The sequence below is a fragment of the Streptomyces sp. NBC_01477 genome (assembly GCF_036227245.1).
Taxonomy (GTDB): Bacteria; Actinomycetota; Actinomycetes; order Streptomycetales; family Streptomycetaceae; genus Actinacidiphila.
Window position 1 is genome coordinate 2,548,924 of sequence record NZ_CP109445.1, and the last position, 26,202, is coordinate 2,575,125.

General features: G+C 72.5%; 16 protein-coding genes. 4 read left to right on the plus strand and 12 right to left on the minus strand.

All coding sequences use genetic code 11. The features are described from left to right. Positions 1-73: 73 nt before the first annotated feature. The gene (gene pruA / locus OHA86_RS10175) at positions 74-1,705 is read right to left on the minus strand and encodes an L-glutamate gamma-semialdehyde dehydrogenase (protein ID WP_329174315.1); all 1,632 of its coding nucleotides are present in this window, start codon (positions 1,703-1,705) and stop codon (positions 74-76) included. A gap of 31 nt (positions 1,706-1,736) precedes the next feature. Then, positions 1,737-2,669 (minus strand): proline dehydrogenase family protein, encoded by a 933-nt coding sequence (locus tag OHA86_RS10180; protein WP_329174316.1) that lies wholly within the window; start codon positions 2,667-2,669, stop codon positions 1,737-1,739. Between the two features lie 121 nt (positions 2,670-2,790). Here OHA86_RS10180 and OHA86_RS10185 point away from each other — a divergent pair, with 121 nt between their 5' ends. Further along, positions 2,791-3,972 (plus strand): PucR family transcriptional regulator, encoded by a 1,182-nt coding sequence (locus tag OHA86_RS10185; RefSeq protein WP_329174318.1) that lies wholly within the window; start codon positions 2,791-2,793, stop codon positions 3,970-3,972. A 58-nt stretch (positions 3,973-4,030) separates the two neighbouring features. Here OHA86_RS10185 and serA read toward each other — a convergent pair whose 3' ends face one another. From serA to OHA86_RS10215, 6 genes are all read right to left on the minus strand, one after another. Next, complete coding sequence (gene serA / locus OHA86_RS10190) at positions 4,031-5,623, minus strand: phosphoglycerate dehydrogenase (RefSeq protein WP_329174320.1); 1,593 nt, start codon at positions 5,621-5,623, stop codon at positions 4,031-4,033. Between the two features lie 270 nt (positions 5,624-5,893). Then, positions 5,894-6,892 (minus strand): ketol-acid reductoisomerase, encoded by a 999-nt coding sequence (gene ilvC, locus OHA86_RS10195; RefSeq protein WP_329174322.1) that lies wholly within the window; start codon positions 6,890-6,892, stop codon positions 5,894-5,896. A gap of 109 nt (positions 6,893-7,001) precedes the next feature. Then, positions 7,002-7,529, minus strand: coding sequence for an acetolactate synthase small subunit (ilvN, locus tag OHA86_RS10200; protein WP_329174323.1), 528 nt, complete (start codon positions 7,527-7,529; stop codon positions 7,002-7,004). 69 nt (positions 7,530-7,598) lie between these two features. Continuing rightward, positions 7,599-9,470, minus strand: coding sequence for an acetolactate synthase large subunit (locus tag OHA86_RS10205; protein ID WP_329174325.1), 1,872 nt, complete (start codon positions 9,468-9,470; stop codon positions 7,599-7,601). Positions 9,471-9,688: 218 nt separating this feature from the next. Further along, complete coding sequence (locus tag OHA86_RS10210; RefSeq protein ID WP_443071689.1) at positions 9,689-12,538, minus strand: putative bifunctional diguanylate cyclase/phosphodiesterase; 2,850 nt, start codon at positions 12,536-12,538, stop codon at positions 9,689-9,691. 339 nt (positions 12,539-12,877) lie between these two features. After that, positions 12,878-13,846, minus strand: coding sequence for a 2-hydroxyacid dehydrogenase (locus tag OHA86_RS10215; RefSeq protein ID WP_329174326.1), 969 nt, complete (start codon positions 13,844-13,846; stop codon positions 12,878-12,880). 46 nt (positions 13,847-13,892) lie between these two features. Here OHA86_RS10215 and OHA86_RS10220 point away from each other — a divergent pair, with 46 nt between their 5' ends. Beyond that, a complete protein-coding gene (locus tag OHA86_RS10220) occupies positions 13,893-14,885 on the plus strand; it encodes an aldo/keto reductase (RefSeq protein WP_329182349.1) in 993 nt (330 codons plus the stop codon). A 392-nt stretch (positions 14,886-15,277) separates the two neighbouring features. Further along, positions 15,278-16,471: a PQQ-dependent sugar dehydrogenase gene (locus OHA86_RS10225; RefSeq protein WP_329174327.1), complete on the plus strand. Its 1,194-nt coding sequence runs from the start codon at positions 15,278-15,280 to the stop codon at positions 16,469-16,471. Positions 16,472-16,933: 462 nt separating this feature from the next. On the opposite strand, the gene OHA86_RS10230 is transcribed toward OHA86_RS10225, so the two are convergent. Further along, positions 16,934-19,978, minus strand: a complete 3,045-nt coding sequence (locus tag OHA86_RS10230; RefSeq protein ID WP_329174329.1) for a helix-turn-helix transcriptional regulator — start codon at positions 19,976-19,978, stop codon at positions 16,934-16,936. Between the two features lie 89 nt (positions 19,979-20,067). Next, positions 20,068-20,283 (minus strand): hypothetical protein, encoded by a 216-nt coding sequence (locus OHA86_RS10235; protein ID WP_329174330.1) that lies wholly within the window; start codon positions 20,281-20,283, stop codon positions 20,068-20,070. A 404-nt stretch (positions 20,284-20,687) separates the two neighbouring features. Between OHA86_RS10235 and OHA86_RS10240 the strand changes: the two genes are divergently transcribed. Continuing rightward, positions 20,688-22,337 (plus strand): protein kinase domain-containing protein, encoded by a 1,650-nt coding sequence (locus OHA86_RS10240; protein WP_329174331.1) that lies wholly within the window; start codon positions 20,688-20,690, stop codon positions 22,335-22,337. Here the strand turns inward: OHA86_RS10240 and OHA86_RS10245 are convergent. Together OHA86_RS10245 and gatB are read right to left on the minus strand one after the other, a co-directional pair. Further along, positions 22,226-24,532 (minus strand): MMPL family transporter, encoded by a 2,307-nt coding sequence (locus OHA86_RS10245; protein WP_329174332.1) that lies wholly within the window; start codon positions 24,530-24,532, stop codon positions 22,226-22,228. The genes OHA86_RS10240 and OHA86_RS10245 overlap by 112 nt on opposite strands. A gap of 158 nt (positions 24,533-24,690) precedes the next feature. Next, positions 24,691-26,199: an Asp-tRNA(Asn)/Glu-tRNA(Gln) amidotransferase subunit GatB gene (gene gatB / locus OHA86_RS10250; RefSeq protein WP_329174334.1), complete on the minus strand. Its 1,509-nt coding sequence runs from the start codon at positions 26,197-26,199 to the stop codon at positions 24,691-24,693. Between the last annotated feature and the right edge of the window lie 3 nt (positions 26,200-26,202).

A 26,202-nucleotide genomic window follows, 5' to 3' on the forward strand; every position in this document is an offset into this window, starting at 1 on the left:
AGACGATCACCCACCCGCGGCCGCCGGGGGCCGCGAACGGGTGATTCTCCCGGGTCGTCCCGGCGCGCCCAGGTCAGCCCTGGTGCGGGTAGCGGTAGTCGGTGGCCGGCACCAGGGTCTCCTTGATCGACCGGGTGGAGGTCCAGCGCTGGAGGTTCTGCGCGGCGCCCGCCTTGTCGTTGGTGCCCGACGCCCGGCCGCCGCCGAAGGGCTGCTGGCCGACGACCGCGCCGGTGGACTTGTCGTTGATGTAGAAGTTGCCCGCCGCGAAGCGCAGCCGCTCCATCACATGGGCCGCCGCGGCCCGGTCCCGCGCGATGACCGCACCGGTCAGCGCGTAGTCCGAGACCGACTCCATCTGGGTGAGCATCGCCTCGAAGTCGGCGTCCTCGTAGACGTGCACCCCGAGCAGCGGGCCGAAGTACTCCTGCCGGAAGATCTCGTTGTCCGGGTCGGTGGAGACCAGCACGGTCGGGCGGACGAACCAGCCGACCGAGTCGTCGTACGTACCGCCCGCGACGACCTCGACGCTCGGGTCTGCCTTGGCGCGGTCGATGGCGGCCTTGTTCTTGGCGAAGGCCCGCTCGTCGATCAGGGCGCCGCTGAAGTTGGACAGGTCGGTGACGTCGCCCATGGTGATGCCGTCGACCTCGGCGGCGAAGTCCTCCTTGAAGCCGCCGTCCCAGATCGAGCGCGGGATGTAGGCGCGCGAGGAGGCCGAGCACTTCTGGCCCTGGTACTCGAAGGAGCCGCGGGTCAGCGCGGTCTTGAGCACCGCCGGGTCGGCCGAGGGGTGGGCGACGACGAAGTCCTTGCCGCCGGTCTCGCCGACGATCCGCGGGTAGGAGCGGTAGCGCTCGATGTTCTCGCCGACCGTGCGCCACAGCTGCTGGAAGGTCCTGGTCGAGCCGGTGAAGTGGATGCCGGCCAGCTCCGGGTGCGGCAGCGCGACCTCGGAGACGGCCAAGCCGTCGCCGGTGACCAGGTTGATCACCCCGTCGGGCAGCCCCGCCTCGCGCAGCAGCCGCATCAGCAGCACGGCCGAGTGCGTCTGGGTGGGCGACGGCTTCCACACCACCACGTTGCCCATCAGCGCGGGCGCGGTCGGCAGGTTGCCCGCGATGGCGGTGAAGTTGAACGGCGTGATCGCGTAGACGAAGCCTTCGAGCGGGCGGTGGTCGAGCCGGTTCCACACCCCGGGGGCGTTGGCCACCGGCTGCTCGGCGAGGATCTGCCGGGCGAAGTGGACGTTGAAGCGCCAGAAGTCGACCAGCTCGCAGGGGCTGTCGATCTCGGCCTGCTGCACGGTCTTGGACTGGCCGAGCATGGTGGAGGCGACCAGCGTCTCGCGCCAGGGCCCGGCGAGCAGTTCGGCGGCGCGCAGGATGATCGCGGCCCGGTCGTCGAAGGACATCGCGCGCCAGGCGGGCGCGGCGGCCAGGGCCGCGTCGACGGCGTCCTGCGCGTCCCGGACGGTGGCGTTGGCGTACGTGCCGAGGACGGCGCCGTGGTTGTGCGGCTGGACGACGTCGGCGCGCTCGCCGCCGCCCATCCGCTGCTCGCCGCCGATGAACATCGGCAGGTCGGCGGGATTGCCGGCCAGCTCCTTGAGCTTCGCTTCGAGCCGGGCCCGCTCGGGGCTGCCGGGGGCGTATGTGTGCACCGGCTCGTTGACCGGCGCGGGAACCTGGGTCACGGCGTCCATGAAGCGTGTCTCCTGGTGGGTGTCGGGGGCGTCAGCGGCCGGCGGGGACGAAGGAGCGCAGGAAGAAGGCGAGGTTGGCGGGACGCTCGGCGAGGCGCCGCATGAAGTAGCCGTACCAGTCTGCGCCGTAGGGGACGTAGATCCGCATACGTTCCCCCTCGTCCGCGAGCCGTCGCTGTTCCGCGGTGCGGATGCCGTAGAGCATCTGGAACTCGTAGCTGCCGGCCTGGCGGTGGTGGCGGGCGGCCAGCTCCTGGGCGATGGCGATGATGCGCGGGTCGTGCGAGCCGACCATGGGGTAGCCCTCGCCGGCGAAGAGGGTGCGCAGGGCGCGGACGTAGGCCTTGTCGACGTCCTTCCTGCTCTGGAAGGCGACCCCGGCCGGCTCGTTGTACGCGCCCTTGACCAGCCGTACCCGTGAGCCGGCCACGGCCAGCGCGCGGGCGTCGTCCTCGGTGCGGAAGAGGTAGGACTGCAGGACCGCGCCGGTCTGCGGGTGCTCCTTGCGCAGCTCGGCCAGGATCGCGAGCGTGGAGTCGACGGTGGTGTGGTCCTCCATGTCGAGGGTCACCGTGGTGCCGATGCCGGAGGCCATTTCCGCCACCTCCGTGACATTGGCCAGCGCGACATCGTGGCCGCCGTCGGGCAGCGCCTGGCCGAAGGCGGACAGCTTGACGGAGACCTCGGCGCGGGTGCCGAGCCGGTCGTCGCCCAGCGTCTCCAGCAGCCGCAGGTACGCGTCCCGGGTGGCCCGGGCGGTGGCCCGGTCGGTGACGTCCTCGCCGAGGTGGTCCAAGGTGACGTCCAGGCCGCTCGCGGTCAGCCCGCGGACCGTGTCCATGGCCGGGTGCAGCGCGTCGCCCGCGACGAAGCGGTCGACCACCGGACGGGTGACGGGCGCGGCGGCGACGACGCGGCGCATACGGTCGCTGCGCGAGGCGGCGAGCAACACGGGACCGAACACGGGGTCCTCCAGGGCGGGGGCGGGACAATTGTCGAGGCCGACACTGCGAATCTAGGATTCGCCTACCCGCTGGACCAGCGACACCTGTCACGGGTTGGCCCGCTCTCCCTCATACAGATGTATGAGGGAGAATGGTGGGGTGCGTGCTGAGTATGGGGACTACGGTGACTTCCAGGACCTGGTGGACGAGGTGTCGGCGCTGCTCGGCGCCCCCGCGACGCTGGAGGACCGGGACTTCCGGCTGATCGCCTTCGGGGTGCATGACAGCGACGACGAGTCCATGGACCCGGTCCGCACCCGCTCCATCCTGACCCGGCAGTCCACCGTCGAGGTGCGCGCCTGGTTCGAGCGGTTCGGCATCGCCCGCGCGACAGCGCCGGTCCGCATCCCGGCAGCCCCGGACGCGGGAGTGGTACGCGGCCGGCTGTGCCTGCCGGTGCGGCACGCCGGCTTCGTCTACGGGTACGTCTGGCTGCTCGACGAGGCCGAGCACTCCCCCGCGCAGCTCGGCGCCGCCATGGCGGTGGCCGCCAGGATCGGCGAGCGGCTGGCGGCGATGTCCAGGGCCGGCGCCGAGACCGGCCGGGCGCTGCGGGCGCTGCTGACCGCGACCGCCAGGACCGACCGGGACACCGCGGAGGACGCGCTGCGCATGGCGCTCGACCAGGACGCGGACGAGCCGCACGCGCTGGTGTGCGTGCGCGCGCCGGACCGGGAGTCGGCGGGCGCGCTGCCCGGCCTGCGGACCATCCCGTCGGCCGCCGCGCTGGCCCGGGTGCCGGAGCGGCGCCGCGGCGAGCTGGTCGCGCTGCTCGTACGGCTGCGGTCGCGGCAGGTGCTGGCCCCGGCGCGTACGGCGGCGGCCCGGCTGCTCGACGCGGTCGGCGCGGACGGGATGGTGGCCGGGCTGAGCGCGGCCCGCGGCTCGCTGGCCGAGCTGCCGGGGGCCTGGCGGGAGGCGACGTCGGCGGCCAGGGCCGCGCACGCCCAGCCGATGCTCGGCCCGATCGCGAAGTGGTCCAACCTCGGCCCCTACCGGCTGCTGACCGCGCTGCCCGCCGACGTACCGCCCGATCCGGCGGTCGCCCCGCTGCTCACCCCGGCGCACGAGGAGCTGGCGCACACCGCCGAGGTCTTCCTCGACCACGCGGGCCAGGCGGGGCGCACGGCCACCGCGCTGGCCATCCACCGGCAGACCCTCTACTACCGGCTGTCCCGCATCGAGCAGCTGACCGGCCTGGACATGGCGGACGGCGAGGCCCGGCTGCTGCTCCACATGGCGCTCAAGGCGGCCAGGCTCTGACGCGGACCGGCGCCGCCCCCCGGGCGGGGAGCGGCGCCGGCCTGGTTGCGTATCCGGGTCAGTCGGTCAGGTTGACCGCGCGGGCCGAGGTGGCGCCGATCTCGTCGGCGATGTCGGTCAGCACGCCCGCCGGGATGCTGGAGTCCACGGTGAGGGCGACCAGCGCGTCGCCGCCCGCGGCGGCCCGGGCGACCTGCATGCCGGCGATGTTGACGTCGACCTCGCCGAGGATCCGGCCGATGGTGCCGACGATGCCGGGGCGGTCGGTGTAGCGCAGGAAGGCCATGTGGTCGGCGAGCACCAGGTCCACGTCCTCGTCGCCGACGGCGACGACCTTCTGGACGTGCTTGGGGCCGGCCAGCGTGCCGGAGACCGACACCTCGGTGCCGTCGGCGAGCGTGCCGCGGACCGTCACCACATTGCGGTGGTTGGGCGACTCCGAGCTGGTGGTCAGCCGGACCTCGACACCGCGCTCCTGGGCGAACAGCGGCGCGTTCACGTACGACACCGTCTCGTCGACGACGTCCTCGAAGACGCCCTTGAGCGCGCTCAGTTCGAGGATCTTCACGTCGTGCTGGGTGACCTCGCCGCAGACCTCGACGTCGAGTCGGGCGGCCACCTCGCCGGCCAGCGCGGTGAAGATCCGGCCGAGCTTCTCGGCGAGCGGCAGCGCGGGCTTGACGTCCTCGGCGATGACGCCGCCCTGGACGTTGACCGCGTCGGGGACCAGCTCGCCGGCCAGCGCGAGGCGGACCGACCTGGCGACCGCGATACCGGCCTTCTCCTGCGCCTCGTCGGTGGACGCGCCCAGGTGCGGGGTCGCCACCACGTTGTCGAACTGGAAGAGCGGCGAGTCGGTGCAGGGCTCCTTGGCGTAGACGTCCAGGCCCGCGCCGGCCACCCGGCCCTCCTTGAGCGCCGAGGCCAGCGCCTCCTCGTCCACGATCCCGCCGCGCGCGGCGTTGACGATCCGCACCGAGGGCTTGACCTTGTGCAGCGCCTCGTCACCGATCAGACCCAGCGTCTCGGGGGTCTTGGGCAGGTGGACGGTGATGAAGTCGGACTCTTCGAGGAGCTCGTCGAGGGTCAGCAGCTTGACGCCCATCTGCGCGGCCCGCGCGGGCTGCACGTAGGGGTCGTAGGCGACGATGTTCATCCCGAAGGCGGACATCCGCTGCGCGACCAGGACGCCGATCCGGCCCAGGCCCACCACACCGAGGGTCTTCTCGCTCAGCTCGACGCCGGTGTACTTGTTGCGCTTCCACTCGCCGTTCTTGAGCGCCGAGTTGGCCGGCGCGATGTTGCGGGCGGTGGCGATCAGCAGACCGCAGGCCAGCTCGGCGGCGGTGACGATGTTGGACGTCGGCGCGTTGACGACCATCACGCCGGCCTTGGTGGCGGCGGAGACGTCGACGTTGTCGAGGCCGACACCGGCGCGGGCGACGACCCGCAGTTTCGCCGCGGCGGCGACGGCCTCCGCGTCCACCTTCGTGGCGCTGCGGATCAAAATGGCGTCGACATCGGTGATCGCGGACAGCAGTTCGGCTCGGTCCGCGCCGTTGCAGTGCCGGATCTCGAAGTCCGGCCCGAGCGCGTCCACCGTGGCGGGCGACAGCTCTTCTGCGATGAGTACGACAGGCTTCTGGCTCACGTGGTCCTCACTTGTCCTTCATGGGCGGCCGGTCCCGTTCGACCGCTCCAAGAGGCGGGAATGGCATGCCGCGTGGAAGACGCACGACGCTGTGAGCCTGAACGCGCTTGTTACAGCGAGTCTATCGGCGGGCCGAATCGGCGCCTTCGCCGAAATGGAAGGATCACCCGGAGGGGTTGCGTCGCTTCGTACAAAGTCCGTACCAGATGGCGGTCAGGCCTTCGTACGAAGCGACGCGACCGGGGGCGCGGCGCGGGTCCGCCGGGGGGCTTACGCCTCCTCGTCGACCCAGCTCATCAGCTTGCGGAGCTTGCGGCCGGTGGTCTCCAGCAGGTGGTTCTCGTCGGCCTTCTTGTACTCGTTGTACTTCGGCAGGCCGGCGTTGTACTCCGCGATCCAGGCGTTGGCGAAGGTGCCGTCCTGGATCTCGCCGAGGATCTTCTTCATCTCGGCCTTGGTGGCGTCGGTGATGATCCGCGGGCCGGTGACGTAGTCGCCCCACTCGGCGGTCTCGGAGACCGACCAGCGCATCTTCTCCAGGCCGCCCTCGTACATCAGGTCCACGATGAGCTTGAGCTCGTGCAGGCACTCGAAGTACGCGATCTCCGGCTGGTAACCGGCCTCGACCAGGGTCTCGAAGCCGGCCTTGACCAGGGCCGAGGTGCCGCCGCACAGGACCGCCTGCTCGCCGAAGAGGTCGGTCTCGGTCTCCTCGGTGAAGGTGGTCTTGATGACGCCGGCCCGGGTGCCGCCGATGCCCTTGGCGTACGACAGCGCGAGCTCGAAGCCCTTGCCGGTGGCGTCCTGCTCGACGGCCGCGATGCACGGCACGCCGCGGCCCTCCTCGTACTGGCGGCGGACCAGGTGGCCCGGGCCCTTGGGGGCGACCATGCAGACGTCCACGCCGGCCGGCGGCTTGATGAAGCCGAAGCGGATGTTCAGGCCGTGGCCGAAGAACAGCGCGTCGCCGTCCTTGAGGTTGTCCTTGATGGACTCCTCGTAGACGCGGCCCTGGATCGGGTCCGGCACCAGGATCATGATGACGTCGGCCTCGGCGGCGGCCTCGGCCACCGGCAGCACCCGCAGGCCCTGCTCCTCGGCCACCGTCTTGGACTTGGAGCCCTCGTGCAGGCCGACCCGCACGTCCACGCCCGAGTCGCGCAGCGACAGCGCGTGGGCGTGGCCCTGGCTGCCGTAGCCGATGACCGCGACCTTGCGGCCCTGGATGATGGACAGGTCGGCGTCGTCGTCGTAGAACAGCTCGGCCACTTCGGGTTCTCCTTGGATCGGGTTGTGCGGCCCACCGTACGACGGGTGGGCGGATACGGGATTTCGGGTCTCGCCATACGGATCCGGCGAGCGGTGCTGCGCGCCGGCGTTACGCCGAACGGTCGAGCGCGCGCAGCGAGCGGTCGGTGATGGAGCGGGCACCGCGGCCGATGGCGATGGTGCCCGACTGGACCAACTCCTTGATGCCGAACGGCTCCAGCATCTTGAGCATGGCCTCCAGCTTGTCGGCGGCGCCGGTGGCCTCGATCGTGACGGCCTCGGGTGAGACGTCCACGGTCTTGGCGCGGAAGAGCTGGACGATCTCCACGATCTGGGAGCGCGACTCGTTGTCGGCGCGCACCTTCACCAGGACGAGTTCACGTGCGACGGCCGCCGCGGAGTCGAGTTCGACGATCTTCAGCACGTTGACCAGCTTGTTGAGCTGCTTCGTCACCTGTTCGAGCGGCAGTTCGTCGATGACGTTGACGACGATGGTGATCCGGGAGATCTCCGGGTGCTCGGTGGTGCCCACCGCGAGCGAGTCGATGTTGAAGCCGCGGCGGGAGAACAGCGCGGTGATCCTGGCCAGGACGCCGGGCTTGTTCTCCACCAGGACGGAGAGCGTGTGCTTGGACATGTCAGTAGTTCCTTTTCTCGCTCTTCCGCCGTCAGTCATCGTGCGCTTGCCGGTCTGTCTGCTCGGGCATCAGTCGTCCAGGTCGTCGCTGAAGTCGGGCCGGACATCGCGCGCCGCCATGATCTCGTCGTTGGAGGTGCCGGCCGCGACCATCGGCCAGACCATCGCGTCCTCGTGGACGATGAAGTCCACGACGACCGGGCGGTCGTTGATGGCGTTCGCCTCGGCGATGACCTTGTCCAGGTCGTCGGGGGACTCGCAGCGCAGGCCGACGCAGCCCATGGCCTCGGACAGCTTGACGAAGTCCGGCACGCGGGTGCCGCGGTTCTGGATCGAGCCGACGCCGTGGGTGGAGCCCGGGACGTTCTCCGCGCCTGAGTGCAGCACCGTGTTGGAGAACCGCTCGCCGTAGAAGAGGTGCTGCCACTGGCGGACCATGCCCAGGGCGCCGTTGTTGATGATGGCGACCTTGATCGGGATGTTGTTCAGCGCGCAGGTGACCAGTTCCTGGTTGGTCATCTGGAAGCAGCCGTCGCCGTCGATCGCCCACACGGTGGCGTCCGGCATACCGGCCTTGGCGCCCATCGCGGCGGGCACGGCGTAACCCATGGTGCCGGCGCCGCCGGAGTTGAACCAGGTGCCGGGCCGCTCGTACTTGATGAACTGCGCAGCCCACATCTGGTGCTGGCCGACGCCCGCGGCGAACAGCGTGTTGTCCGGGGCGAGCTGCCCGATCCGCTCGATGACCTGCTGCGGGGACAGGCTGCCGTCCTCGGGGACGTCGTAGCCGAGCGGGTAGGTGTTCCGCCAGAAGTTCAGGTGGTTCCACCACTCGGAGTAGTCGCCCTTGTGGCCGGCCTCGTGGTCGGCCTGGACGGCGACGATCAGGTCGGCGAGCACCTCGCGGGCGTCGCCGACGATCGGCACGTCGGCGATCCGGTTCTTGGAGATCTCGGCCGGGTCGATGTCGGCGTGCACGACCTTCGCGTTCGGCGCGAAGGTGTCGAGGCGGCCGGTGACGCGGTCGTCGAAGCGGGCGCCGAGCGCGATGATCAGATCGGACTTCTGCAGCGCGGTGACCGCGGAGACGTCGCCGTGCATGCCGGGCATGCCGACGTGCTGCGGGTGGCTGTCGGGGAAGGCGCCGAGCGCCATCAGCGTCGTGGTGACCGGGGCGCCGGTCAGCTCGGCGAGGATGCGCAGCTCGCCGGTGGCGCGGGCCTTGATGACACCGCCGCCGACGTAGAGCACCGGGCGGCGGGCCTCGTTGATCAGCCGGGCGGCCTCGCGGATCTGCTTGGCGTGCGGCTTGGTCACCGGGCGGTAGCCGGGCAGGTCGGCCTGCGGCGGCCACGAGAAGGTCATCTGGTTCTGCAGCGCGTCCTTGGCGATGTCCACCAGGACCGGCCCCGGACGCCCTGTGGCGGCGATGTGGAAGGCCTCGGCGATGGTGCGCGGGATGTCGGCCGCGTCCCTGACCAGGAAGTTGTGCTTGGTGATCGGCATGGTGATGCCGCAGATGTCCGCCTCCTGGAAGGCGTCGGTGCCGATGGACTTCGAGGCGACCTGGCCGGTGATGGCGACGAGCGGCACCGAGTCCATGTGGGCGTCGGCGATCGGGGTGACCAGGTTGGTCGCGCCGGGTCCCGAGGTCGCCATGCACACCCCGACCCGGCCGGTGGCCTGCGCGTAGCCGGTGGCGGCGTGCCCCGCGCCCTGTTCGTGCCTGACCAGCACGTGCCGGACCTTGGAGGAGTCCATCAGCGGGTCGTACGCCGGCAGGATCGCACCGCCCGGGATGCCGAACACGGTGTCGGCGCCTACGGCCTCAAGGGAGCGGATGAGCGCCTGGGCGCCCGTCATGCGCTCGGCGGTGGCGGCGGGGACCGCGTTTCGGGTCCGCGGCTGCGGATGGTGGGACCCGGTGGCCTGCTCGGTCATCTGCGTTCTCTTCTCTCGAAGATGAGGGTGGTGAGGGGGTGAGGGGGTTTGCGCCCGGATGCCGGGCAACAAAAAACCCCTCGTGCCGTGGGGCAAGCGAGGGGAGCGCGCCGGTGCGTGTGCGAGGCGGTGATTGGCCTCGGTCAGCCGACGCGCTTTCCAAGTACGAGAATTCGGGTGCGCATGGCGACGACCTTCCTCCGGACCCCTTGCGGGTGTCAAGCCGGTGGGACGCGGGTCTCACTATGTGAGCGACAGGAGGGCAGCTGCACGGTCCGGGGTACGACCTGCTCACGGGCTGTTTCCTGCGGTACGGACCGGCCGCCGTCCGGCTTTCCCGAGCGGCTGGAATCCGCCGGTACGGGGTAACCGCCGCGGGTCAGCGAGCCGCGCAGCCGGTGCTCGTCCAGCAGCCCGGAGAAGGCCATTCCCTGCCCCTGGGCGCAGCCCAGCTCGCGCAGCGCGTGCACCTGCTCCGGCCGGTCCACCCCGTCGGCGACGGTCCGCACACCGAGGTCCGCGGCGATCCGCAGCAGCCCGCGGGTGATCTTGCGCAGCCGGGGTGACTCGACCACGCCCTCCACGAAGCCCCTGTCGAGCTTGACCGCGTCCACCGGCAGGCTCCGCAGCGCGCTGAGCGCGGCGTGGCCGGAGCCGAAGCCGCCGAGCGAGATACGCACCCCGGCCCGGCGCAGCTCGGTCAGCCGGCGCTCCAGCTCGTCCAGCGAGATCCGCGGGTCGCCGCCGGTCAGCTCGACCACCAGGCCGCCGGGTGGCAGGCCGTGCCGCTCCAGCAGGCCCTCGACGGCGCCGGCCGGCAGGTCGCGGTGCAGCAGCCGGCGGGCGGACAGCTTCACGGTGACCGGCACCCGGTGACCGGCACCGTACCGCAGGGCCGCCTGCGCCACGGCCTGCTCCAGCTGCCATCTGCCCAGCTCCGAGGTGCGGTCGATGTCCTCCGCCGCCCGCAGGAATTCGGCGGGGGTGAACAGGATGCCCTGCGCGGACCGCCAGCGGGCCTGCGCCTCGACGCCGGTGATCCGGCCGGAGGACAGCTCCACCACGGGCTGGTGCAGCAGCGTGAACTCGCCGTCGTGCAGCGCCCGGTGCAGCCGGGTGGCCATCTCCGTACGGCGTACGACGTCGGCCTGCAACTGCGGCGCGTACAACTCGACCCGGCCCTTGCCCGCCTGCTTGGCGCGATACATCGCCAGGTCGGCGTTGCGCATCAGCTCGACCGCCGAGGTGCCGGGCTCGGCGAAGGCGATACCGATGCTGGCGCCGACCCGCACCTCGCCGCCGTCCACCCGGTACGGCTCGCACAGCGCGGCCCGCAGCCGCTCCGCGATCTCCGTGATCTGGTGTTCGAGGGTGCCGCAGACCAGCACGGCGAATTCGTCGCCGCCGAGCCTGGCGGCGGTGTCGCCGGTCCGCAGCGCGTCCCGCAGCCGGCGGGCGGCCTGGGTGAGCAGGTGGTCGCCCGCCTGGTGGCCGATGGAGTCGTTGACCGCCTTGAAGCCGTCGAGGTCGACGTAGAGCACCGCGGCCCGCCCGTCGCCGGCCCGCCGCCCGTTGAGCGCCTTGCCCACCCGGTCCAGGAACAGCAGCCGGTTGGGCAGGTCGGTGAGCGGGTCGTGCGAGGCGTTGTGCTGCAACTGGGCCTGCAGGCGGACCCGTTCCGTCACGTCGCGGCTGTTGAAGATCAGGCCGCCCTGGTAGCGGTTGACGCTGGACTCGACATTGAGCCAGCCGTCCTCGCCGTGCGGTCCGCCGCGCCGCCCCGACCTGATGCGGCACTCGATCCTGGTGGCCGGCTCCTCGCCGGGCGGCGCCGCGAGGAAGCGGCGCACCTCGTGCACGACCTGGCCGAGGTCGTCGGGGTGGATGTGCTCGGACAGCTCGGTGCCGATCATCTCCTCGGGGTCGCGCCCGTAGACGCCGGCCGAGGCGGGGCTGACGTACCGCAGCACTCCGGTGGGGGCGGCGATCATGATGACGTCGCTCGACCCCTGGACCAGGGAGCGGAAGTGGTTCTCCTTCTGGGCCAGTTCGTGGGTCAGCGCCATGTTGTCGAGCAGCATGATGCCCTGCCGGACGACCAGTGCGAGCACCACGGTGCTGCCGGTGAGCAGCACGACCTTGTCGCACTTCTCGCCGGTGATGACGTCGTAGAGGATGCCCAGGGTGCACACCGCGGCGGCCAGGTACGGCGCGAGCGCGGACAGCGACCCGGTGACCTTGCGGGTGGCCGAGCCGGAGCGCAGCAGCGGCTGCTCACGGCGGCCGACCCAGGGGGCGTACGCCATCAGCATGCTGCCGGCGAACCAGCCGGCGTCCAGGATCTGGCCCGAGTGGTACTGCTCGCGCAGCAGCGGCGAGGTGAACAGCGCGTCGCACAGCACGGTCAGCGCGAGCGCGGCCAGTGCGGTGTTGACGGCGGCACGATTGCCGGCCGAGCGGCGGAAGTGCAGGGCGAGGACCATGCTGACCAGCACGATGTCCAGCAGCGGATAGGCCAGCGAGAGCGCGACCTTGGCGGTGCTCGGGCCGTCGAAGCGGGCGGTGCGGGCCAGAGCCAGGCTCCACGACAAGGTCAGCAGCGAGCCGCCGATGAGCCAGGTGTCCAGGCCGAGGCACACCCAGCCGGCCCGGCTCACCGGCCGCTTGGCGAGCACCAGCAGGCCGATCACGGCGGGCGGCGCGAACAGCAGGAAGCAGAAGTCGGCGGGCGAGGTCTGCGGCACTTGGCGGTGCAGCACGACTTCGTACCAGCCCCAGACGCCGTTGCCGAGCGCGGCCATCGTGGAGGAGGCCGAGAACAGCAGCCAGGCGGCCCGGTGGCCCGCGGCGGCCTTGCGGGCGTAGAGCAGCATCGAGACCGCGGCGGCAGCGGCGGCGGCCGACAGTCCGAAGTCCCCCATGAAGGCCGCGACATCGCCCGCGCCCCAGCCCAGCGCCGCCCCGGTCGTGTAGCCGCCGCAGAGCAGTGCGAGCATGAGTTGCGGCAGCAGGCCGGCGCTGCCGTCGCGCGAGGACTGACCGCCGATCACCGCCCCCGTGGAGGTCACCGCGCTGTCCTGTGCGGCGGGACCGGCCGGCGCGCGGCGCGCTGCCGCCCGGTCAGCGGCCGGTCGGGTCGTGCGGTGCGCTGGGTGCGCCTGCCCGGGAACCGCCTCGGTCCGTGCATCGCCCGTCGCCCCCCTTTTTTCGCTCGTCGTTCGCTCGCCGCAGGTGCCGGCTTCGGCACTGCGGCGCGCCCCCGTTTCGGGACGATACACCAGATCCGTCACTCAGGGATAGGTGCCCTCTACTGAGCGTAACCACACACGGGTTGTCGAACACACTTTGCAGTCATCCGATCCCAGCCGGTGGTCGGCCGGGGCCCTCGGGACGGCCGGTCGCCGCGGTCAGCCGGTCACCTGGACGACGTTGGCCAACTCCTCACCACTTGCGAACCTGACCAGCTGGGACCGGATCAAACGCTTCGCACGGGGCATGAAGGCGGAGGTGCTGCCCCCCACGTGCGGGCTGATCAGCACACCGGGCGCGTGCCACAGCGGATGCCCGGCGGGCAGCGGTTCCGGGTCGGTGACGTCCAGTGCCGCGGTCAGCCGGCCCGACTCGGCCTCCACCAGCAGCGCCTTGGTGTCCACCACCGCACCCCTGGCCATGTTCACCAGCAGGGCGCCGTCCTTCATCGCGGCCAGGAAGGCGGGTCCCGCCAGCCCCCTGGTCTGCTCGGTCAGCGGGGTGGTGAGCACCACCACATCGGCGGCCGGCAGCAGCCGCGGCAGATCGGCCAGCGCGTGCACCGGCCCGCGGGGGGCGTCGCGGGCGCTGCGCGCCACCCGGGTCACCTCGCACTCGAAGGGCACGAGCCGGTCCTCGACGGCGGCTCCTATCGAGCCGTAGCCGACGATCAGCACCCGGCGGTCGGCCAGCGCCGGGTAGAAGCCCGAGTACCACTTCTCGGTGTCCTGGCCGCGCACGAAGCGCGGGATGCCGCGCAGCGAAGCCAGGATGAGCGCCAGGGCCAGCTCCGCGGTGCTCGCCTCGTGCACCCCGCGGGCATTGCACAGGCGGACGCCCGGCCCGACCTGGCCGAGGTGCGGCGCGATGTTGTCCACGCCCGCGCTCAGTGTCTGGATGACGCGCACACCGGTCATGCGCGGCAGCGGGAGCGCGCCGGCCGTCGGACCCTTCATGTAGGGCACGACGTAGAAGGCGGCGGCTTCAGGATCGGCGGGGAAGTCTCCGGAGCCGTCCCAGTACACGTACTCGAACGCGTCGGGCAGTCCGTCGATCTCCTCGGGCGGCACGGACAGCCACACCTGCGGGCGGGCGCCCGCGGCGGGGTCCTGGGTCATGTCGGTCATGGTCAGGAGGCTATGGCACAGTGTGCGTCTCAGGGAGGGCGGCACGGTGGAGCGCAGGGCGGTCGGCGCGACAGCGCTGGCAGTGGGAGCGGTAGGGCTCGGCTGCATGCCGATGAGCTGGGGGTACGCGGCTTCCCGGCGGGACGGCGAGGAATCGCTGCGGGCCGTGCACAGCGCGCTCGACCACGGCACGACGCTGCTGGACACCGCGGACATGTACGGGCCGTTCACCAATGAGCTGCTGCTCGGGCGGGTGTTGAAGCAGCGGCGGCGCGACGCGTTCATCGCCACCAAGTGCGGGCTGCTGGCCGGTGAGCAGCACATCGTGGCCAACGGCCGCCCGTCGTACGTCAAACGCGCCTGCGACGCGTCGCTGCGGCGGCTGCAGACCGACACGATCGACCTCTACCAGCTGCACCGGGTCGACCCGGAGATCCCGGTCGAGGAGACCTGGGGCGCGATGGCCGAACTCGTGGCCGCCGGCAAGGTGCGGGCGCTCGGCCTGTGTGCGGTCGGCGCCCGCGGCGACCGGCGCACCGGCGCGGCGCTGCACGAGGAGACGCTGCGCCAGCTGGTGCGCGCCCAGCAGGTCTTCCCGGTCAGCTGTGTGCAGGCCGAGCTGTCGGTGTGGTCGGCGGAGGCCCTGGACGAGCTGCTGCCGTGGTGCACCGCGCACGGCGTCGGCTTCCTCGCCGCGATGCCGCTCGGCAACGGCTTCCTCACCGGGACGCTCACGCCCGGCCAGGGCTTCGAGCCGGACGATCTGCGGGCCAGGCATCCGCGCTTCACCGCGGACATGATGGCGGCGAATCAGCCGATCGTGGCGGGGCTGCGGCGGGTGGCTCACCGCCATGGCGCGACCCCGGCTCAGATCGCGCTTGCCTGGACGCTGGCCCAGGGCCCCGGGGTCGTCCCGATCCCCGGCACCCGCTCGGCCCAGCGCCCCGCCGAGAACGCGGCGGCGGCCGGGCTGACCCTGACGGCGGCGGACCTCGCGGAGATCGCGGCGGGGCCGCGGGCGTGGGGGTCCTGGGAGTAAGCGTTCGGGCACGCCGCAATGGGGTGCGGGGTGCGCCCTCGCCTTGGGGCGGCCGGACCACCGGCCGGGGGCGCGCCCTCGCCCGGGGCGCGCCCTCGCCCCGGTGTGCCGATCGAGAGGGGTGGCTCGGGCTGTGCCCGGACCTTGCCCCCGGTGGGGCTTGCGCGCGCAGTTCCCCGCGCCCCTGGGTGGGTGCCGCCTGGCGTGGGACTCTGCCCGACGCGGTGACTCGGTCGCGCGCGCAGTTGGTCGCGGCCCTCAGAGGGTGCCGCCGTGTCTGGGCCGGGCGGGCAGTTGGTCGCGGCCCTCAAGGGGTTCTGGGGGCGGGGGTGGGCGGGGGTGTGATCTGCTTGGAGTGGAAGAAGGAGCTGGCTGGGTTGCGAGGTCTGACGGTGAACGCACAGGGAGCGGTACGGGGTGCCGCGGGGGTCGCGGTGGCAGCGGTGCTGGTCGCGGGCTGCTCCAGCAGCAACGGGCCTGCGACGCCGCTGCCCACCACCGCCACCGCGTCGCACACTTCGGGCGCCCCGGCCGCGCCGTCCACCTCGACGACGGCCGCCACCCCGTCCGCCTCCGCCGCGCCCGCCAAGGGCACCGCGAAGGTCACCGGCACGCTCGCCACCGGACTCGCCTCGCCCTGGGGCGTGGTGCAGCTCGCCGACAACACACTGCTGGTCGCCTCCCGGGACACCGGGAAGATCACCCGGGTCGACCCCGCCAAGAAGACGTCCGCCGCGGTCGGCACCATCCCCGGGGTCACCCACACGCAGGGCGGCGAGGCGGGCCTGCTCGGCCTCGCCCTCTCGCCGGACTTCGGCACCGACCACCTGCTCTACGCCTACTTCAGCACCGAGTCCGACAACCGCATCGCCCGGCTGCTGTTCGACCCCACGCGGGCCGCAGGCGACCAGCTCGGGGCGCCCGACACGATTCTGCGGGGCATCCCGACCGGCTCCATCCACAACGGCGGGCGGATCGCCTTCGGCCCGGACGGCATGCTCTACGCCGGAACCGGCGAGACCGGCCAGCGCGGGCTCGCCCAGAACATGTCCTCGCTGGGCGGCAAGATCCTGCGCATGACGCCCGACGGCCAGGCACCCAAGGACAACCCTTTTCCCGGATCCCTCGTCTACTCCCCCGGCCACCGCAATGTGCAGGGCCTCGCCTGGGACCCGCAAGGCCGCCTCTGGGCGTCCGAATTCGGCCAGGACACCTGGGACGAGCTGAATCTCATCGAGCCGGGCAAGAATTACGGCTGGCCCGTGGTGGAGGGCATCGCGCACCGGGCCGGTTACGTCGACCCCGTCGCCCAGTGGCACACCGACCAGGCCTCCCCCAGCGGTATCGCCTACGCGGCGGGCTCCATCTGGATGGCCGCGCTCAAGGGCGAGCGGCTCTGGCGCATTCCGCTTGACGGCACCAAGGCGGCTGCGGCGCCGCAGGCGTTCTTCACGGGTACGTATGGGCGGTTGCGGACGGTGGTGGCGGTCGATGACCGCACGATTCTGTTGAGCACGAGCAATACGGATGGGCGTGGGACGCCCAAGCCCGGTGACGACCGGATCCTTCAGCTCACCGTGAGCTGACCCCGCACCTGCTGCCCGGTGAGTGCTTGTCGCGCAGTTCCCCGCACCCCTCAGGGGGCGCCACTTGCGGTGGCGCTTCGCCTACTGCGCCGTCGTGGCTTGTCGCGCAGTTCCCCGCGCCCCAGGGGGTGCCACTTGCGGTGGCGTCGCCACTCTCCCGCCACCGCGGTTGCCCGCGCAGTTCCCCGCGCCCCTGATGGTTGCCCTCTGCGGCGACACCAGCGCCTTTCCGCAGGAACTCATCCTCTGCGGCAGCGGGAAGGTGCCCCATAGGGGCGCGGGGAACTGCGCGAACAGCCACGACGCACCGCAATTGCGAACGCCACCGCAAGTGGCACTCCCCCAGGGGCGCGGGGAACTGCACGGCCAGCCAAAACGGCGCCGCAGGTAAGCAAGCACCGCAAGGGGCAACGCCCGGGGGCGCGGGGAATCGCGCGGGCGGCTCACCGCCCGGGGAATGGGTCAGGTCGCGGGAGCGAAGAGGTGGAGGCGGTGGGCCAGGGCAGCCGCCTCGCCGCGGGTCGAGACCGTGAGCTTGGCCAGGATGTTCGAGACATGCACACTCGCCGTCTTGGGCGAGATGAAGAGCTCCTCCGCGATCTGCCGGTTCGTACGGCCGTCCGCGACCAGCCGGAGCACGTCCCGTTCGCGGGCCGTCAGGCCGAGGGAGTCGGCCGGGTCGACGGGATCCGCGGGGGCGGCCGGCGCGGCCGGGTCGACGGGCTCGTCGAGCGGCAGCCGGGCCCGCTGAGCCAGCGCCGCGACCTCCGCGGCGAGCGGCCTCGCCCCGGCCTGGGCGGCGACGCCGTACGCCTGGGCGAGCAGGCAGCCCGCCAGCTCGCGGGTGTCCGGCCCGCGGGCGAGCAGCGCCTCCGCGTGCCGGTAGCGGACGCCGGCCAGCTCCGCGGGCCGCTCCTCCTTGGCGAAGGCGGCCTCCGCCGCAGCCCACAGCTCGGGTTCGTGCCGCCCCTCCGCCCGGGCCAGCTCCGCCTCGACGAGCAGGGCGTAGGCCGCGTAGAGCGGTGTGGGGCGGGGCAGTTCGCGGGCGGCGGTCCTGATCCGCTCCAGCACCTGGCCGCGGGCGGGGTCGCCGGTGACAGGCCACGGCCCGTCGGCCTCGGCGGCGGCGCCCCAGGCGACGATCGGCCAGGCGTAGCGGGCGGTGCCGATCGGGAATCCGGCGTCCACCGCGGCCAGCAGTTCGCGCCGGGCCTCGTCGTAGCGGCCCTGGGCGACGGCGAGCCGGAGTGCGAGGCCGCGGATCGGGATCCGGTGCTGCGGCTGGGTGTCGTAGCGGAAGCCCTCGGCGGCTGCGGCGTGGTAAACGGCGGCGGCCTCGGTGTCGCCGACGGCGAGCGCCAGGAAGCCCTGGTACATCTCCACGCCCGCGCACAGCAGCGGCCCTTCGACCACCCGCCGGGCGGCGGACAGCCGGGCCGTGGCGTCCTCGTAGCGGGCGAGCGTGAACAGCGACTCGCCCTCGTTGGTGAGCAGCCACGCCCTGGTGGCGTTGGCCACCTGGTCGCCGATGAGCGCCAGGCCCTCGCGGCTGACGCGTACCGCCTCCTCGGAGCGGCCCGCGCTTTCCAGCACGGACGACAGATTGCCGTAGGTGCGGGAGATGATCAGCGGTGCGCGCTGGTCGCTGACCAGCCGCCGTACTTCCTCCACCCCGGCGATACCGCCCTCGACGTCGCCGCTGTCGGCCTGGAGCAGGCCGAGGGTGACGCGGGCGTGCAGTTCGGTGTCGCGGGCTGCCGCGGTCCTGGCCAGCTGGACGGCGTGCCCCGCGATGGCCATGCCTTCCGCGCCGGACTTGTGGATCATGATCCAGCCGGCGACCATCGCCAGGACTTCCGCGTGCGTGGCGGACGGCGGCAGACCGCGGACCAGCTCGCGGGCCCTGGACAGCTCCTCCCAGCCGTCGCCGCGGCCCAGTACCTCGGTGACCCGGGAGCGCTGCGCCCAGAACCAGGCGGCCCGCAGCGGGTCGGGGCTGCCGCTGCGCTCCATCAGCCGCAGCGCCCGCTTGGACATGGCGTAGGAGCGTTCGCGCTCGCCGCTGAGCCGGGCGGCGACGGTGACCTCGGCCAGCAGGTCGACGAAGTCCAGCGGGGTGCCCGGCTGGCAGTCGCAGGGCGGGTACGCCTCGGTGTAGTCGGTGGGCCGCAGCTCGGCGCGTATGTCCTCGGGGGCGTCGTCCCACAGTTCGAGCGCGCGTTCCAGCAGCCGGTACTGCTCGGCGTAGGCGTGCCGGTGCCTGGCCTCGACGGCGGCGCTCAGCACGGCGGGCAGCGCCCTGGCCGGGTCGTGCGCGGCATACCAGTAGCTGGCCAGCCGGGTCGCCCGCTCGTCGGCGGGGACGAGTGTCCGGTCGGCCTCGACCGCCTCGGCGTACCGCCGGTTGATACGGCTGCGCTCGCCGGGCAGCAGGTCGTCGCCGACCGCCTCGCGTACCAGCGAGTGCCGGAAGCGGTAGCCGTCGCCGGTGTCGGTGGGCAGCAGGATGGCGGCGCCGACCGCCGTACGCAGCGCGTCCAGCAGATCGTCCTCCGGCAGGCCCGTGATGGCGGCCAGCAGACGGTATTCCACGGTGTTGCCGCCCTCGGCGACGAATTTCGCCACCCGCTGGGCGTCCTCCGACAGCGCCTCGACCCGGACCAGCAGCAGGTCGCGCAGCGAGTCGCTGAGCCCGCTCGTACAGCCCCGGTGCAAGCTGCAGGCCAGCTCCTCGACGAAGAACGGATTGCCGTCGGAGCGCGCGAAGACCTGGTCGACCACCGCCTCGTCCGGCTCGTCGGCCATGATCGAGGCCAGCTGGCTGCGGACCTCGGCGCGGCTGAACCGCGACAGCTCCAAGCGCTCCACCCTGCGCAGCCGGTCGGTCTCGGCCAGGAAGGGCCGCAGCGGGTGCCTGCGATGGATGTCGTCGGCGCGATAGGTGGCGGCGACCACCACCCGGCAGCGCTGGAGCGACCGGAAGAGATACGCCAGCAGCTCCCGGGTGGAGCGGTCGGCCCAGTGCAGGTCCTCCAGCACCACCACGACCGTACGGTCGGCGCCGAGGCGTTCCAGCAGCCGGGCGGTCAGCTCGAACAGCCGCGCCCTGCCGTCCTCGTCGTGCGGCTCGCGCCGGACGCTGTCCGGGCCGGCCAGTTCCGGGAGGAGCCGGGCCAGCTCGGCCTGCTGACCGGCCGCGGCGGCGGTCAGCTCGGGGCCGAGCGTGCGGTACAGGTCGCGCAGCACGGCGGAGACCGGTGCGAAGGGGAGGCCGTCCGCACCGATCTCCACGCAGCCGCCGACGGCGGTCACCGCCCCGGCCGCGCGCGCGGCGGCCAGGAACTCCTCGGTGAGCCGGGTCTTGCCGACGCCCGCCTCGCCGCCGATCAGCGCCGCCTGGGACTCGCCCGCGTCCGCGGCGGCCAGCACCGAGGCGAGCCGTGCCAGCTCGGCGTCCCGGCCGATGAACACGGGGCTGAGCGACTGGGTTTGCACGCTTCCGAGCATTTCACGCCTCGCCCCGGATGCGACACCGGTTACTCGCCGGGCCTCGTGCGGTGCGGCGGCCCCGGGCGGGGCCGCCACCGCCTCGGTGGTCATGCCGCGCTGTGCGGGCGCAATGTGTGCCGCCTGCCGCGGCCGGTACTTTCCGCGGCCTCCTGGTCCGTGCGTACGGCCGATCCGGCCGTGGTGCGGCGGGCGGGGGCGCGCCGCTCGACGCGGGCCGCCCTGGCCTGCTGGGCCAGTCGCCATTCGTCGGCGCTGCGCCGGAGTTCGGCCTGGCGGACCTGCTGCATTTCGTACGCGAACATCGTGTTCTCCTTGGTGACGGTTCTTCCGATGCACCTAGCTTCGTCTCCCAGGTGGCCCCGCCGCATCGGGCACCTTCCCGAACTTCCGGCCCCCGGGTACTTAGGCGGTGCGGCCCGCCGCCCCAGCCACCGCCCGGTCGGCGCCCTCCCCTAAGGCGGTCTCCCCTCCCGCGCCGTCGTTGCCGGCCGCGCGGCCTCTGCGGCAGCGGAACCGAGCCCAGCAGGGGCGCGGGGAACTGCGCGGCCGGCACCGACGTCGCCGCAGACAAGCACGCACCGCAGGGGGCAGCCGCCGGAGTTCGTCCGCGCACCCCGCAGGGGGTGTTTGCTGGGGAGTGGCAAGGGCGGAAGAATCACGTCGGGCTGGACGCAGGGGAATTGGCACTCCCCGGGGGAGGGACTTCGTGGAGACCGGTCTGTACATCGGGCCTGACGGCGAGCCGGACCGATACCGCCTGCTGCGGTCCATCGGCCGCGGCGGCGAGGCCGTGCTCTATCTCGCCGAGCTGGAACTCGGCGGCGCGACCGAGCCGGTCGTGGTCAAGACGCTCGACGCGCAGCACGCCCTCGCGCCGGACCTCTTCGCGCGCGTCAGCGCGAAATGGCGCGAGCAGGCGGAACTGCTGCGCTTCGTGCACCGGCCCGGCGTCGTCGGGATCAGGGAGCACTTCGAGGGGCCGTCCGCGCACCCGGGCGGGCAGCCGCCGGCCACCGGCGGCCGGGCGCTGTATCTGGTCATGAACCATGTGCAGGGCCTCGACCTGCGGGACTGGCGGGCCGAGCGGACGCTGGAGACGGCCGAGGAGCGCCGGGAGGCGGTGCGCTGCCTCGCACAGCTCGCGGAGGTGCTGGACTGGCTGCACAGCGGCGCGGCCACCCCCTCGGGCCGGCGGGTGGTGCACGGCGACCTGTCCCCGGGCAATGTGATGGTCGACGGGCACGGCCAGGCGACCCTCGTGGACTTCGGCCTGAGCAAGCTGGCCGCCGACCACCGCACGGCCGAGGTGTGGTTCACCCCGGGCTTCGCGGCGCCCGAGGTCTTCGAGGGCACCAGGAGCCCGGCCACCGACCGCTACGCCTTCGGCGCCATCGCGTACTTCCTGCTCAGCGGCAAGCCGCCGGCGCCCGTGCCGGAGACGCTGCGGGCGGCGTTACTGGCGCTGCCCGCGCTGGACGGGCTGGACGCGGGGCAGGCCGGCCGGGTCGCGGCGATCTTCGCGGCGGACCCGGACGCGCGGCCGGCCTCGCTGACCGGCTGGGTGCGCGAGCTGCGCTCGTACGTGGTGTCGGCGACCCGCCCGCCGCTGCCGACCGCGCCCGCGTACGTACCGCCGCCCGTGCCGCCGCCGCCCGTGCACGCCCCGCCGCCGGTCTTCCGCTCGCCGGTGCCGGTCGGGCCGCCAGGGGGGCCGCCGCAGAGCACCCGTCAGGACGCGCCGGGCACGCGGCGGCCGGGGCGTACCGCGCGGATCGTGCTGGCGGCGGTCGTGGCGGCGGTGCTGGTGGGGGGCGGCGCCTTCGCGGGGGTGGCGCTGTCGGGCGGCGGCAAGGGCGGCACGTCGGCGCAGGACTCCCCCGGCGATTCCGCCTCGCAGCCCTCGTCCGGCGGCCCGGCGACCGGCGCGGACGGGGACGCGGACGGCGCGGCGCCACCGGCCGGCTCCGCGGCCAAGGGGTCGCTGGCCGACCACACGCCGACCGACGAGAGCTACGAGACGGTCGAGCGCGGCACCGCGGCGATCAACGGGGTGCAGTACGACGACGTGCTGCGCACCACCGACTGCGACAACGGCTACGCCGAGTACAACCTCGGCAAGCTGTACAAGAAACTCGACGTGGTGGTCGGCATGGACGACAACAGCCCGAACGTCGGGATGACCTTCACCATGTGGGCGGACGGCAAACGGGTCTTCCGCGAGCGGGCGACCGTCGGCCCGCCGTTTCACCCGGTGCTCAACGTCTCCGGAGTGCTGAGGCTGCGGTTGGAGTGGGCGTCGGACAACGGCCTGGACTGCGGGGTGGGGGTCTTCGCCGACCCGACGCTCATCCCCTGACCCGCGGACGCCTCGGCCATGGCAGCGGCGGCCAGCGGTACGGGCGCGGGGCGGGGCGCGGTCGGCGCCTCGATGCTGATCCGCGGCAGCCGCCGGTCCAGCCAGCCCGGCAGCCACCAGTTGGCGTCGCCCAGGACGTGCATCAGCGCGGGCACCAGCAGCGTACGCAGCACGAAGGCGTCCAGCGCGACGGCCGCGGCCAGGCCGATGCCGAACATCGCGATCACCCGGTCGCCGCTGAGCACGAAGGCCAGGAAGACCGCGATCATGATCACCGCGGCCGAGCTGATGACCCGGCTGGTCTCGGCGAGGCCGACCCGGACCGCCCGCCGGTTGTCGCGGGTCTCGCGCCACTCCTCGTACATCCGGCTGACCAGGAAGACCTGGTAGTCCATGGACAGCCCGAAGAGCACCGAGACCATGATCACCGGCAGGAAGGGCTCGATCGGGCCCGCTCTGCCCAGGCCCAGCCATTCGCTGCCCCAGCCCCACTGGAAAATCGTGGTCACCACCCCGAAGGAGGAGGCGACCGCGGCAATGTTCATCGCCGCGGCCTTGAGCGGGATGCCGATCGAGCGGAAGGCGACCAGCAGCAGGAGGCAGCCCAGGCCCACGACGCTGCCGACGAAGAGCGGGAGCTTGCCGATCACGACGCCGGCGAAGTCGTCGTAGCTGGCCGTGGGGCCGCCGACGTAGACCTGGAGGCCGCCACCCTTCTCCGCGGCGGGCAGTACCTCGTCCCGCAGCCGGTCGACCAGCTGCGAGGTGTCGCGGGACTGCGGGGCGCTGTCCGGGACGACGGTGATCACACCGGTGCCGCCGGACAGTTCGACCGGGCTCACCGCGGCCACGCCCGGGATCTCCCGCAGGGTGCTGGGCAGGTAGTCGAGGGCCAGCCGGGACCGGGCGCCGTCGGTCGTGGCGACCAGGGTGAGCGGGCCGTTGGTGCCGGGGCCGAAGCCGTCGGCGAGCAGGTCGTAGGCCTGCCGGGTGGTGGACTTGGCGGAGCCGTTGCCCTGGTCGGAGGTGCCCAGGTGCAGGGTGAAGGTGGGCAGCGCCAGCAGGACCATCACCACCGCGGCGAGCGCGCCCAGCAGCCGTGGGTGCCGTTCGACGAAGGCCGACCAGCGGGCGGCCAGCCCGGCGGGCGGCTCGGGCCGCGGGCCGTGCTCGGCCAGCGCCCTGCGCTCCCTGCGGCTGAGCGCGCGCGGGCCGATCAGCCCGAGCAGCGCGGGCAGCAGGGTGATCGAGGCCGCCACGGTGAGCAGGACGGTCAGCGCGGCGGCCACCGCGACGCCGTTGAGGAAGCTCAGCCGCAGGATCAGCATGCCGAGCAGCGCGACGCAGACCGTACCGCCGGCGAAGACCACCGCCCTCCCCGTGGTGACCACCGCCTCCTGCGCGGCCTCGGTCACGCTCAGGCCGCGTTTGAGGCCTCTGCGGTGCCGGCTGACGATGAAGAGGGCGTAGTCGATGCCGACCCCGAGCCCTATCAGCATGCCCAGCATGGGCGCGAAGTCGGCGACGGTCATGGCGTGGCCGAGCAGCACGATCGCCATGTACGCGGTCCCGCAGCCGACCAGCGCGGTCGCGATGGGCAGCAGCATGGCGGCGAAGGAGCCGAAGGCGATCAGCAGGACGACCGCTGCCACCGCCACGCCGACGATCTCGCTGAGGTGGGCGCCGGCGCTCTCGGTGCTGCCGACCGCCTGGCCGCCCAGTTCGACCCGCAGGTCGCCGCCTTGCGCCGCCTTGGCGGTGTCCACCAGGGCCTGCGCCTGCGAGCGGGGGATGCTGTCGGCGTCGTGGGCGTAGCCGACGGTGGCGTACGCGGTGTGCCCGTCGGCGCTGATCTGTGCGGCGCCCGCGGCAATGTACGGGCTGTCGACGGAGGCGACACCAGGCAGCGTGCGGGCCTGGTCCAGCACATGGGTCATGGCCTGCTCGACGGCGGCGGCGCGTACGGTGCCGCGCTCGGTGTGCCAGACGATGGTGTCGGTGTCGCCCGCCTGGTCGGGGAAGGACTCCCGCAGCAGGGCGCTGGCGTGGCCCGACTCGGTGCCCGGCGCCTCGTACTGCCGGGAGTAGGCGGAGCCGGCGGAGCCCGCGGCCGCGGTCAGGCCGACCAGGACGGCGATCCACAACAGCACGGCGGTGATGCGGCGGTGCAGACACCACCGTGCGAGTGCGGCCATGGATCAGCTGCTCCTGTGTGCTCGACGTTCGCCCCACTGTGCCAGCGGAAAATGATCCTTTGGGACTTTCGTGCCGTTCCTCACAAGGGGTAAAAAGCACATAAGGACGGCACCCCGAATGGGGGTGCCGTCCTTGTGGCGCAGCTGTGCGGGGGCCGTCAGCCCTGGACGCCCAGCCTCTCCAGGACCAGTTCGCGGACCCGCTTGGCGTCGGCCTGGCCGCGGGTGGCCTTCATGACCGCGCCGATCAGCGCGCCGGCCGCGGCCAGGTTGCCGCCGCGGATCTTGTCGGCGATCGCGCCGTTCGCCGCGATGGCGTTGTCCACCGCCGCGCCGAGCGCGCTGTCGTCGGAGACGACCTTGAGGCCGCGCGCGTCGACCACCTTGTCGGGGTCGCCCTCGCCGGCCAGCACACCCTCGATGACCTGGCGGGCCAGCTTGTCGTTGAGGTCGCCCGCCGCGACCAGCGCGGACACCCGGGCGACCTGCGCCGGGGTGATCGGCACCGCGGCCAGCTCGGTGCCGGTCTCGTTGGCGTGCCTGGCCAGCTCGCCCATCCACCACTTGCGGGCCGACGCGGCGTCCGCGCCCTGCGCGATGGTGGCGAGGATCAGGTCGAGCGCCCCGGCGTTGAGCACCGACTGCATCTCGTGGTCGGCGATGCCCCAGTCCTCCTGCAGCCGCTTGCGGCGCAGCCGCGGCAGCTCGGGCAGTCCGGCGCGCAGCTCCTCGACCCACTCGCGGGCCGGGGCGACCGGTACGAGGTCGGGCTCGGGGAAGTAGCGGTAGTCCTCGGCCTCCTCCTTGATACGCCCCGAGGTGGTCGAGCCGTCCTCCTCGTGGAAGTGCCGGGTCTCCTGCACGATCGTGCCGCCCGAGGACAGCACCGCGGCGTGCCGCTGGATCTCGAACCTGGCCGCGCGCTCCACGCTGCGCAGCGAGTTGACGTTCTTGGTCTCGCTGCGGGTGCCGAACTTCTCCCGGCCCGGCGGGCGCAGCGACAGGTTGACGTCGCAGCGCATCTGGCCCATCTCCATCCGGGCCTCCGACACCCCCAGCGCCTTGATCAGCTCGCGCAGCTCGGCGACGTACGCCTTGGCGACCTCGGGTGCCCGCGCGCCGGCGCCCTCGATCGGCTTGGTGACGATCTCGATCAGCGGGATGCCGGCCCGGTTGTAGTCCAGCAGCGAGTGCGAGGCGCCGTGGATACGGCCGGTCGCGCCGCCGACGTGGGTGGACTTGCCGGTGTCCTCCTCCATGTGGGCGCGCTCGATCTCCACCCGGAAGACCTCGCCGTCCTCCAGCTGGACGTCCAGATAGCCGTTGTAGGCGATCGGCTCGTCGTACTGCGAGGTCTGGAAGTTCTTCGGCATGTCCGGGTAGAAGTAGTTCTTCCGCGCGAAGCGGCACCACCGGGCGATCTCGCAGTTCAGCGCGAGGCCGATCTTGATCGCGGACTCCACGCCGACCGCGTTGACCACCGGCAGCGAGCCGGGCAGGCCGAGGCAGGTGGGGCAGGTCTGCGAGTTGGGCTCGGCGCCCAGCTCGGTGGAGCAGCCGCAGAACATCTTCGTCCTCGTGCCCAGCTCGACATGGACCTCAAGGCCCATCACCGGGTCGTAGGACGCGAGCGCGTCCTCGTAGGACAGCAGATCCGTGACGGTCACTGT

What these genes read in the sequence shown, in the direction of transcription:
- OHA86_RS10185 (WP_329174318.1), top strand. Translation starts at nt 2,791, where the DNA reads ATGAGGGAGAATGGTGGGGTGCGTGCTGAGTATGGGGACTACGGTGAC.
- OHA86_RS10245 (WP_329174332.1), bottom strand. Translation starts at nt 24,532, where the DNA reads ATGGCCGCACTCGCACGGTGGTGTCTGCACCGCCGCATCACCGCCGTG.
- OHA86_RS10235 (WP_329174330.1), bottom strand. Translation starts at nt 20,283, where the DNA reads ATGTTCGCGTACGAAATGCAGCAGGTCCGCCAGGCCGAACTCCGGCGC.
- OHA86_RS10215 (WP_329174326.1), bottom strand. Translation starts at nt 13,846, where the DNA reads ATGACCGACATGACCCAGGACCCCGCCGCGGGCGCCCGCCCGCAGGTG.
- ilvN (WP_329174323.1), bottom strand. Translation starts at nt 7,529, where the DNA reads ATGTCCAAGCACACGCTCTCCGTCCTGGTGGAGAACAAGCCCGGCGTC.
- OHA86_RS10230 (WP_329174329.1), bottom strand. Translation starts at nt 19,978, where the DNA reads ATGCTCGGAAGCGTGCAAACCCAGTCGCTCAGCCCCGTGTTCATCGGC.
- OHA86_RS10205 (WP_329174325.1), bottom strand. Translation starts at nt 9,470, where the DNA reads ATGACCGAGCAGGCCACCGGGTCCCACCATCCGCAGCCGCGGACCCGA.
- pruA (WP_329174315.1), bottom strand. Translation starts at nt 1,705, where the DNA reads ATGGACGCCGTGACCCAGGTTCCCGCGCCGGTCAACGAGCCGGTGCAC.